Annotated in this window: 12 protein-coding genes; 4 read left to right on the forward strand and 8 right to left on the reverse strand. The window is 31.8% G+C overall.

All coding sequences use genetic code 11. The features are described 5' to 3' along the window. Window positions 1-11: 11 nt before the first annotated feature. Entirely contained in the window at window positions 12-485 is a 474-nt protein-coding gene (gene rplM, locus MK083_02935) for a 50S ribosomal protein L13 (protein ID MCH2673411.1), read from the forward strand. Continuing rightward, entirely contained in the window at window positions 475-870 is a 396-nt protein-coding gene (rpsI, locus tag MK083_02940; protein MCH2673412.1) for a 30S ribosomal protein S9, read from the forward strand. The genes rplM and rpsI overlap by 11 nt, the downstream gene beginning before the upstream one ends. Here the strand turns inward: rpsI and MK083_02945 are convergent. The 7 genes from MK083_02945 to MK083_02975 are packed head-to-tail and all read right to left on the reverse strand — an operon-like array spanning window position 867 to window position 7,906. Next, window positions 867-1,715: a peptide chain release factor N(5)-glutamine methyltransferase gene (locus MK083_02945; protein ID MCH2673413.1), complete on the reverse strand. Its 849-nt coding sequence runs from the start codon at window positions 1,713-1,715 to the stop codon at window positions 867-869. The genes rpsI and MK083_02945 overlap by 4 nt on opposite strands. After that, the gene (prfA, locus tag MK083_02950) at window positions 1,712-2,785 is read right to left on the reverse strand and encodes a peptide chain release factor 1 (GenBank protein MCH2673414.1); all 1,074 of its coding nucleotides are present in this window, start codon (window positions 2,783-2,785) and stop codon (window positions 1,712-1,714) included. Before prfA ends, MK083_02945 begins: the two co-directional genes overlap by 4 nt. A 25-nt stretch (window positions 2,786-2,810) precedes the next feature. After that, a complete protein-coding gene (gene hisS, locus MK083_02955) occupies window positions 2,811-4,082 on the reverse strand; it encodes a histidine--tRNA ligase (GenBank protein ID MCH2673415.1) in 1,272 nt (423 codons plus the stop codon). 2 nt (window positions 4,083-4,084) lie between these two features. Continuing rightward, window positions 4,085-5,215 carry a GuaB3 family IMP dehydrogenase-related protein gene (locus tag MK083_02960; GenBank protein ID MCH2673416.1) on the reverse strand — a complete coding sequence of 377 codons (1,131 nt, stop codon included), beginning with the start codon at window positions 5,213-5,215 and terminating at the stop codon, window positions 4,085-4,087. A gap of 2 nt (window positions 5,216-5,217) precedes the next feature. Continuing rightward, the gene (locus MK083_02965) at window positions 5,218-6,084 is read right to left on the reverse strand and encodes an NAD(P)-dependent oxidoreductase (protein MCH2673417.1); all 867 of its coding nucleotides are present in this window, start codon (window positions 6,082-6,084) and stop codon (window positions 5,218-5,220) included. Then, window positions 6,084-6,368: a hypothetical protein gene (locus tag MK083_02970; protein ID MCH2673418.1), complete on the reverse strand. Its 285-nt coding sequence runs from the start codon at window positions 6,366-6,368 to the stop codon at window positions 6,084-6,086. The genes MK083_02965 and MK083_02970 overlap by 1 nt, the downstream gene beginning before the upstream one ends. Window positions 6,369-6,385: 17 nt before the next feature. After that, window positions 6,386-7,906: a DUF362 domain-containing protein gene (locus MK083_02975; protein ID MCH2673419.1), complete on the reverse strand. Its 1,521-nt coding sequence runs from the start codon at window positions 7,904-7,906 to the stop codon at window positions 6,386-6,388. Between the two features lie 160 nt (window positions 7,907-8,066). Here MK083_02975 and larE point away from each other — a divergent pair, with 160 nt between their 5' ends. Both larE and MK083_02985 read left to right on the forward strand, forming a co-directional pair. Continuing rightward, a complete protein-coding gene (gene larE, locus MK083_02980; GenBank protein MCH2673420.1) occupies window positions 8,067-8,882 on the forward strand; it encodes an ATP-dependent sacrificial sulfur transferase LarE in 816 nt (271 codons plus the stop codon). A gap of 1 nt (window position 8,883) precedes the next feature. Beyond that, complete coding sequence (locus MK083_02985) at window positions 8,884-9,678, forward strand: SDR family oxidoreductase (protein ID MCH2673421.1); 795 nt, start codon at window positions 8,884-8,886, stop codon at window positions 9,676-9,678. Between the two features lie 22 nt (window positions 9,679-9,700). On the opposite strand, the gene MK083_02990 is transcribed toward MK083_02985, so the two are convergent. Then, window positions 9,701-10,074 (reverse strand): hypothetical protein (locus MK083_02990; protein ID MCH2673422.1); only part of this gene is annotated, 374 nt, incomplete at its 5' end.

A 10,074-nucleotide genomic window follows, 5' to 3' on the forward strand; every position in this document is an offset into this window, starting at 1 on the left:
AAATAAATACTATGACTTCTAAACTAAAACATTATTCAATAAAAGAGGTTTCTTCTGATGATACATCTTGGATTTTAATTGATGCAAAAGGTGAAACATTAGGCAGACTATCTACCAAAATAGCTATGATTTTAATGGGTAAAAATAAGCCAACCTACATATCTAATGATTTAGTAGGTGATTTTGTTGTTGTAATAAATGCTTCTAAGATAAAGGTTACTGGTAAGAAATTTGACAATAAAACTTATATTACACATACCACAAAACCTGGAAGTACTAAAGAGAAAAAGTTTTCAGACCTAATAGTAAAAAATCCTGAATATATAATCACAAAATCAGTTAAAGGGATGCTACCAAAAAATAAACTTGCGGCTAAAATGTTGAAAAGATTAAAAGTTTACGGTGGAGATGAGCATCCTCATTATTCTCAATTTGTTGATAAAAAGAAATCAAAATCTAAAAAAGAGGTAAGCGTTGACAAGTAAGAAAAATTATTTCTATGGAACTGGAAAAAGAAAGGCTTCGATAGCTAGAGTAAAAATATTTAATACACCTGGAAATATTCTAGTTAATGGAAAAGATATCAAAGAAGCATTAGGAATGGATGATTTAGTAAATATAGCTTTATTGCCACTTAAATTGACTGATAATGATAAAGTTTCAGCAGAAATAAAAACTCATGGTGGAGGGCTTTCTGGTCAATCTGGAGCAATATCTTTGGGTCTAGCTAGGGCACTTTGTGTAATGGATGAAAGCTTGAGACCAAAATTAAAATCTAATGGTTTATTAACTAGAGATTCAAGAGTAAAAGAGAGTAAAAAATATGGTCTCAAAAAAGCAAGAAAAGCTCCTCAATATACAAAGCGTTAGTTCTCACTTATAGAAATAAATCTCAAATTCTTGTTCATATCTTCAATAAATTCAATTTTATTATTTGGATAAAATTTTTCCGCTAGTTTTTTTGTAATCTTATATATCTCCTCATCAATTTCTAAAAGAAGGTATACAGCGTTATTTTTATTGATATTTTGTTCCCATTCAAAAATTTCCTTAATTACTCTAGCCCCATTCTTCCCTCCGTCTAAAGCAATTTTAGGTTCATTTTTTACCTCGTGAGATAAATTTTTTAATATATTTGATTTTATATAAGGTGGATTACTCAAAACAAAATCTATAGAAGCTATTTTACTTTCCTTTATTGATTCATTTAGTAGATTTATTTTAGACTTATGTAAATATATATTTCTTTTTGCAACTTTTATAGCTGATAGACTGATTTCAATACCAAAGTATTCTAAAGTAGGTAATTCTTTTTGTAAGATTATAGGAATAATTCCACTTCCAGTCCCAATATCTATTAGCCGCTTACCTTTAGTTTTTGAATTTCTATAAAATTTTAAAAAGTTATCTACCAGCTCTTCTGTTTCAAATCTTGGAATTAGCACATTTTCATTAACATAAAATTTATATCTATTAAAAATTTTTTCATTAGTAATATATGCTAGTGGAATTTTAGAGAGTCTTTTTGAAAAAATTAAATCTATTCTCTTCAATTCATTATCTGAAATTGAAAGATTATTTTCTGAGATAATTTTTAGATCTGAAATACCCAAAGAAAAAGAAAGTAGTGCTATAGACTCTTGGTAACTATCAGTAATACCTACATCATCAAGTTTTTTTTTATAAATTTTTCTAATATGACCTAGATTATTCATTCATTTGATTTATTAGAGATCATTTTCTTAGCCTGCTCATCTTTCATAAGAGGTTCTATGATTTCATCTATTAATCCATCCATAAATTCAGATAATCTATGAGTTGTAAGCTTAATTCTATGATCAGTAATTCTGCCCTGTGGATAATTATAGGTTCTTATCTTTTCTGACCTCCCACCTGAACCTACCTGAGACTTTCTAGTTTGAGAAATTTCATTTTGCTGTTTTTGTATCTCAAGATCCCATAGTTTAGATTTCAATATTTCCATTGCTTGCATTTTATTTTGTAATTGAGATCTTTCATTTTGACATGAGACCACAATACCTGATGGTGAATGAGTTAATCTTATTGCAGTAGCTACTTTATTTACATTTTGACCACCAGCACCTCCAGAGTGGAAAACATCAGTTCTAATATCATCATCTTTAATTTCAATATCAATTTCTTCTGATTTTGGGAGAACAGCAACTGTTGCAGTAGATGTATGAATTCTGCCCTGTGATTCTGTTTTAGGGACTCTTTGGACTCTATGAACGCCACTCTCATGTTTGAGTCTGGAAAATGTTCCTTCTCCTGAAATTTCTATTACAATTTCTTTGATACCACCTGTCTCACTATAACTTGAACTCAATATGTTCATTTTCCAATTTTGTGTTTCGGCATATCTTGTATACATTCTTAGAAGATCATTCCCAAAAATAGCTGCTTCATCCCCTCCTGTTCCTGCTCTGATTTCTATTATTGCATCGGCCTCATCAGTAGCATCTTTAGGAATTAGGGCTAAATTTAATTTTTCATAAATCTTTGAAAGTTCTTTATCAAGTTCTGTATTTTCTAAAATTGCTAAGTCTGATATTTCAGAATCCTCACTATTTATTAATTCTTTATTTTGATCTATTTCATTTGATATATTTTGATATAAACTCCATAATTCATTTACATTTTCTAAATTTCTATATTCTTTAGAAATTTTAGTCATTTGTGATTGATTAGAAATTATTTCAGGTTTGGTCATCATTACTTCTAGATCCTTAAATCTAGTCTTAATCTCATCTAATCTATTTAGCATCCAATCTTCCATTTGTATCCTTTTGCTAAATTTCTAAAATTGCTTTTATTTGAGTTATATTATTCATATCAATTTCTAATTGCTCTGATTTTTTGTGTAATAACTTTATTGATATCATATTGTTTTCTAATTCTTTTTTACCTACAAAAACTGCAGATTTTGCATTTATATTATTTGCAAATCTCATTTGTGCTTTTATGGATTTTTTTGGAGCAATAACAGTCTTGATTTTATTCTCTCTAAAACTATTTGCTATTTGATTAGATTTTATTCTTAGCTCTTCATCAGTGATAATCAGAACTGCATCAATAAAATTATTTTCTATGGTAAGATTCTTTTTTAATTCATTTACTAATCTTTCTATACCCATAGCAAATCCCACTGCAGGTGTATCTTGACCTCCTAAAATTTTTATCAAAGGGTCATATCTCCCTCCTCCAAGTAAAACTCCCTGAGGGCCTTGGGAATCAGTTATATATTCAAAAACTGTTCTGTTATAGTAATCAAGCCCTCTAACTAATCTATTATTTATTCTGTAATTAAAGCTTTTGTTATTAGACTTTAGATTTTCTAAATTTAGTATTAATTCTTCGTGATGCTTCAAACTTTCTGATGAAATATAATCTAGTGTTTTGGGAGCATTCTCAGCTATCTTTATAGTTATTTCTTCTTTAGAATCAAGTATCCTAAGCGGAGCTCTTTCTAATCTAAGTTTGTCTACTTTAGGTAGATCATTTAAGTATTTTAAGAAGTAGGTCTTCAAACTTTCAGTATATAAAAATCTGTCATTAGGATCTCCTAAGGAATTTATATTTAGCTCAATATTTGTAAATTTTAGCTTACTTAATATATCCCAAGCTATTCTTATAATTTCAAAATCAACACTTGATGAATCATCTCCTATGCATTCAACTCCAAACTGATGAAATTGCCTGAATCTTCCTGATTGAGGTCTTTCGTATCTAAACATTGGTCCATAATAAAATAGCCTTGATGGCAATGTTGTATTGTGTAAGCCATTTTCTATAAATGCCCTACAAACCCCTGCTGTATTTTCTGGTCTAAGGCTAATATATTCTCCACCTTTATCTTCGAATGAGTACATTTCTTTTTCAACAATATCTGTATCAATTCCAACGGTTCTTTCAAATAATTTTGAATCTTCAAATATTGGGGTCTCAATATAGTTATAACCACTTAATCTTGCAATTTCAAAACAAGTTTTTTGAATAATATTCCATACATCTTCATCTTTTGGAAGAATATCAAAGGTTCCTCTTTTAGCTTTATAATTCAAACTTATGAACCTAATCCAGATAATTGATAACTTTTACCTTCAGTTTTTATAGTGGGAGCATATATAAGAGTACCATCATGCATTTCTCTGACCTTTTCAGCTCCTAACATTCCCATACAAACCCTCAATGCACCAACAAGATTCCTTGTACCATCCGTTTTTGAAGATGGTCCAAAAAGCAATTCTCTAATTGAGTATTCTTGTTTATTGGCAATCCTTGTCCCCCTTGGAAGAGATTCATGAGGAGTAGCCATTCCCCAGTGGTTCCCTTTTGCAGGAGATTCATATGTCTTAGAAAAAGGTGAGCCTATCATAACTGCATCTGCACCTGCTACAAATGATTTACACAACTCACCACCGGTTCTTATTCCTCCATCCGTTATTATAGAAACATACCTTCCTGTTAATTTAAAGTAATCATCTCTAGCGCTTGAACACTCTAATGTGGCAGAAACTTGGGGGACACCTACACCTAAAACTTCTCTACTTGTACATGCTGAACCTGGGCCTACTCCCACTAAAATTCCATGAATTCCAGTCTCCATCAATTCCCTAGAAACATTATATGTCACTGTATTTCCTACTATAATTGGAACATTAATAGACTCAACAATTTTGGATAATATTAAACCTTCAAGACTTTTGGAATTATGCCTAGCAGTTGTTACAGTAGATTGTATTACAATTGAATCACATCCAGCCTCTACCGCTACTGGAGCAAACCGTTTAGTAGAAGCAGGAATAAATGATGCAAAACATCTTGAATTACTATTTTTTATTTTTTTTACTATATCTCCTATCAAATTCTCCTTAACAGGAGCTGAGTAAATTTTTTGAAGAAGCTCCGTTGCATTTTCTTGAGAAGCAGATGCTATTTCATTATATATTTCTTCCGTATCATTATATCTAACGTGTATTCCATCTAAATTGATTACACCAACTCCACCTAGATCAGAAATTTCTTTAGAAAAATTTGGATCTACGACACTATCCATAGCGGATGCAAAAATAGGTATATCAAGCTCCAAATTATCAATTTTTATTCTTGTATCTACTAATTCGGGGTTTATAGTTATTTCACCTGGAACAATGGCTACATCATCATATCCATATGTCTGCTCAATAGTTTTCAAAATTATTCTCCCATTAATCTATCTAAATCTTCAATTATTTCAGAAAGATATAATTCATAATTTTTATTTTGATATTTTAATATAATATTTGATTTATCCGAATCGTACCATGAAAAATGACCTTCCTCTTTTTGGTAATTTGCATTTTCAATATCTGCTTCTAATATTTCAAAATAATCTTTTACGTATTTTTCTCCTGTCATTTGCCAAGATTTTCCACCACTTATATTGAATATTTTTCTATGAGATTCATTATTATCAACACTATTACAAATTGAATCTACAACATCATCTCTATGAATGAACTCTATGTGTTGATTACTTAGAAATGGCCATTCTTTAGGAGGCTCTTGAAATACAGGAATTGATACTCCTGAAATCCTGAGAACAGTAAAATTAAGATCAGATTTTGTTACAATTTCTTCAGATTCAAACTTAGTGATAGCATAGTTGTCATCAGGATTTGGATTTGTATTTTCAGTTACTTTTTTATTATCTAAATTTTTCCCATAAATACTTACTGATGAACTAAATATGAAATGAGCTTTAGGGTTATTTTTTTCAACTACTTCTACTAGCTTTTTTGTTCCTTCTACGTTAACTTTTTTAGCAAGCTCTTCATTCTCATTAGCTAGAGGAGGTAGTATAGCTGCAAGATGTATAATTGAATGAACATTATTTATTGCAAATTCAAGATCAGATTTATCACTTAAGTCTCCTCTAATTATTTCAGTTTTATTAGGATCAAAACCTTCATAATCAGCACTAGGAAGATCAAATATTTTTACAAAGAATCCTTTGGAAATTAGCTTTTCAGTAACCAATCGCCCCATACTGCCAGCACCACCTGTAACGAGTACATTTATCACTATGTCAAAACTGTGCCTGGAGCATCAGCTTTGTCTTCAATCTCTTTAATAATACTTTCTATTTCTGACATATTCTGCTCATTTGAATCTGAGGCCATTTTTTCAGTGGCTTTAAAAAGCTTATTAGCTGAAGGTAATCCTGCTAAAGATTGAAAGAAAAACTTATCTTTCTGGGCATCTAATTTAACTAACCCTGAGCTAATTCTTTCTCCAAAATCTGAGTTGGAACTCATATCTTTTAGGTTATTCATAGCTTTTTCAAGTAAATCCTGTGCTCTACCCATGTTTATCTCCTAGATTACTATTCTTTTTTTGCTTTGGTGTCTTTCTTTGCAGATGTACCATTAGTTGATGTACCATTAGTTGATGTACCTTTAGGATGATAACTTGTATCATCATCTCCTGGATGCCAACCTCCATCTCCATGATAGGCGGCATCTTGATGAGAATGAGGGTCGACAGTTATATCATCACCCTTCACTGCATCAATATCAACTTTCTCTAATCTATTATAGCCTCTACCACCATATTTATCGAAAGGAAATGGCTGAAACTTTTCAAACATTTTTGCAAACCTAACTTTTGTAGGTCTTGGGTCAGGTGGGAAAGCAAATCTATCTCTACCCAGTGGTTGAGCATGAACTAATTCATGTTCTCTATTACCTAGACCATTTACAACTGCAGTATTTATTGTAGTTTGTTCACTTAGACCTTCAATGGCACCTCCGCCTAAATCAAATTTTCTTTCACCTGGTTCATCTATACCCATTTCTTCTGCTAATGAACCTGGTGTCCCTGGAGCATTTTTTGCAGCATTAACACAAGCTTGGTCGATAGCTACCGGATCTTTTGACGCAAAAACCCCTAGATGAGGAACTAGAGGCAAATCAGAAAAACCTGCACAATCACATTTTGGAGAAACATCAACTGCTACATTTATAAATCCTATATTTTCTCTTCCAACGGCGTGTATTACTCCCAAAGCAGCATCCGCAATAGCTATATCAGTTGCATCAAAATTAGCTAAGTTTGGCTCAAAAATACCTCTTGGATTCATCCAACTTCCACAGCCAAGACAATTTATGCACTTTTCTCTTTCCCAAAGTAATTCGTCTTTTTCTGTAACTTTGAAAAGCCCAAGAGGACAACAATTTTCTAGTAATTCCCAATCAGGATCTGCTTCTTTCCCCTTAAAATTTTCAGGATGAAAAACAGTAGAATCACCTATTCCATATGATGGATGTCTACCCATATGTACGCTAAACTTTCCTCTTTTTGATTGACATCCTATTCCTAAATTTTTTAAGGCTCCACCTATTACACCCATACCATGACCTTTAAAATGAGTAAGTACAATAACTTTATCAGCGGCAGCAATTGCTTGAGCTATATATGCTTCCTTCAGTAAATATCCTTCAGGAACATCAACTCTATAGTCACTTGTTCCTACGTATCCATCTGCTGACAAAAATGGGCAACCAAGTGTTGCAGAAGAAAACCCATTCCTTTCAGCGGTTTCTACCAAATCTAATTCGGTCACCCTAGAACCCCATGTGCCATAAGTTTGAGTTGTTGTATCACATGCGAAAGGTCTTCCGCCTAACTCTTTTATTTTGTCGGCAATCGCTCTAACATAAGCTGGTCTAAGATATGCGCTTGATCCTAACTCCCCACAGTGCATTTTTATTGCAACTACATCACCCTTATTTATCATTTTGTCAAAACCAGCAGCTTCAAAGACTGTAACTGTTTTATTAATCAAACTGGTATCTGGTGACTCACTTCTAGCATCCATAAAATATACTTTAGGCTTATCCATCATTTAAATCCCCTTATTATAAAAAGTTTAGAAAACTTACTTTCACTCTCCTGAAAAATATAAGTAAATTTTATATATGTTTATCATAATCCGAATAAAATTACATCCAATACAACTCTAAATTGAGTGAAATTTTTTAAAAAGTTAGCTAATATTCTGCTAAATGACTACAAAAATTATAAATATAGAAGAAAATCTCAAGAGAATTATTTCTGATATGGGTAATGTGTTAATTGCTTACTCTGGAGGTGTTGACTCGTCTTATCTGATGGATGTATCTAATGAAGTACTTGGTAAAAATGCAATTGCAGTAATGTCTTTTTCTCCAAGTGTAGCTGAAGATGATCGTAATGATGCTATTAAACTAGCTCAGAAAAAAAATTGGAAATATAAAATTATCAATACTCAAGAAATGGAAGATGAAAATTATGTTAAGAATGATGTTAATCGATGTTTTTTTTGTAAAGATGAACTCTACGGTAAATTAGTTGAATTATCTGATGAATTAGGAGTTGATTGGGTCTTAAATGGTTCAAATTTAGATGATAAGGGTGATTATAGACCAGGAATGAAAGCTGCTAAAATGCATAAAGTAAGATCTCCTCTTATTGAAGCAGAATTTACAAAAAAAGATATCAGAAACTTTGCTGAGAAAAGAAATCTTGATACTTGGGATAGACCTGCTTCTCCTTGTTTATCCTCACGCTTACCGTATGGAACTAAGGTAACTATGGAAGCACTAATCATGGTCTCTAAATCTGAAAAGTATCTCCGAGGTTTGGGATTTAGAATAGTTAGAGTAAGGCACTATGATGAGAAAGCTCTAATAGAGATCCCTTTAGATAAATTTGATGAATATAAACTTAATGAAAATAAAATCATCAAAACTTTAAGTAGTTTTGGTTATTCTAAAATCGAACTTGATAAAAAAGGATTTAAGTCAGGAAATCTTAACTTGAAAGCGGGAATTAAAAAATAATATGGACTTACAAATTTCTGGAAAAGTTGCATTAGTGACAGGATCAAATAGGGGAATAGGTAAAGCTACTGCTATTACTTTATCAAAAGAAGGAGCTGATGTAGCTCTTTTAGCTAGAAATGAAAAATTACTCTCTCAAACTAAAAATGAAATTTCTTCAATAGCTCCAAATATCAAAGTTGAATATTTTTTATGTGATACCAAAAGTAATGAGCAGGTAAAAGATACCGTAAGTAAAATAGAAAAACTTTTTGGGAAAATTGATATTTTAGTCAATTGTGCAGCAGCTCTTCCTGAAGAAAGTACTCTAGAGAATTTTCAAGATAAAAAACTTTTTGAACAAATAGAGGTAAAGGTTGCTGGATATATAAGATGCGCTCAAAATGTAGCTCCAATAATGAAAAAAAATGGATGGGGAAGAATCATTAATATTAGTGGATTAAATGCACGGTCTTCCGGGAATCTTATAGGATCTATGAGAAATATATCTGTTAGTTCTCTAACAAAAAATCTAGCAGATAATCTTGGACCTTACGGTATCAATGTAAATGTAATTCATCCTGGACTAACTTATACAGAAAGAAGTGATGATGGTATTGAAAAATTATCTAAAAAAAATAATATTTCTATGGACGAGGCAAAAGAACAAATTTTAGCCAATAATTCTATAAAAAAAGTTGTTACAGCTTACGATATTGCAAATATTGTAGCCTTTTTAAGCTCACCTCTTTCTAAGGCTATAAATGGAGAACCTATACCAGCTGGTGGAGGACAAAAAGGATTTATATACTACTAAATTATGAATCTTAGAAAAAAAATTATTTTCTAGTAGTCCAAAATGTAATTTCAACTGGAGTATTTATCGGAGTTAGGCAAAGTAAAACAATTTCTGATTGAGCGTTTCTTCTCTGTGTTACTGACAATATCTTGAAATTATTATCATCTGATGTAGTTATATCATCAGTTATATCTCCGTCTTGATCATGATCTACAATTGGGGATTTATCAATAGGTATTCCGAGAGTTATTTGTTCACCAAAAAATGTAAAATTATAGCTTGTAATTATTGAAGTTTTTTCATACCCCAGGTCACCTGGTGGTAAAGGCGTAGGAGTCGGAGTGGGAGTCCAAGTTGCTGCAGGCCTGGGGGTCGGAGTAGGAGTCCAAGTTGCAGGGGGTCTTGGTGTTGGAG

Source organism: Dehalococcoidia bacterium, from assembly GCA_022451965.1.
Lineage (GTDB): Bacteria > Chloroflexota > Dehalococcoidia > Lucifugimonadales > Lucifugimonadaceae > TMED-70.

Excerpts from the sequence above, each read along its gene's own strand:
- rplM (MCH2673411.1), top strand. The coding sequence starts at position 12 with ATGACTTCTAAACTAAAACATTATTCAATAAAAGAGGTTTCTTCTGAT.
- MK083_02945 (MCH2673413.1), bottom strand. The coding sequence starts at position 1,715 with ATGAATAATCTAGGTCATATTAGAAAAATTTATAAAAAAAAACTTGAT.
- prfA (MCH2673414.1), bottom strand. The coding sequence starts at position 2,785 with ATGCTAAATAGATTAGATGAGATTAAGACTAGATTTAAGGATCTAGAA.
- MK083_02970 (MCH2673418.1), bottom strand. The coding sequence starts at position 6,368 with ATGGGTAGAGCACAGGATTTACTTGAAAAAGCTATGAATAACCTAAAA.
- MK083_02975 (MCH2673419.1), bottom strand. The coding sequence starts at position 7,906 with ATGATGGATAAGCCTAAAGTATATTTTATGGATGCTAGAAGTGAGTCA.
- larE (MCH2673420.1), top strand. The coding sequence starts at position 8,067 with ATGACTACAAAAATTATAAATATAGAAGAAAATCTCAAGAGAATTATT.
- MK083_02985 (MCH2673421.1), top strand. The coding sequence starts at position 8,884 with ATGGACTTACAAATTTCTGGAAAAGTTGCATTAGTGACAGGATCAAAT.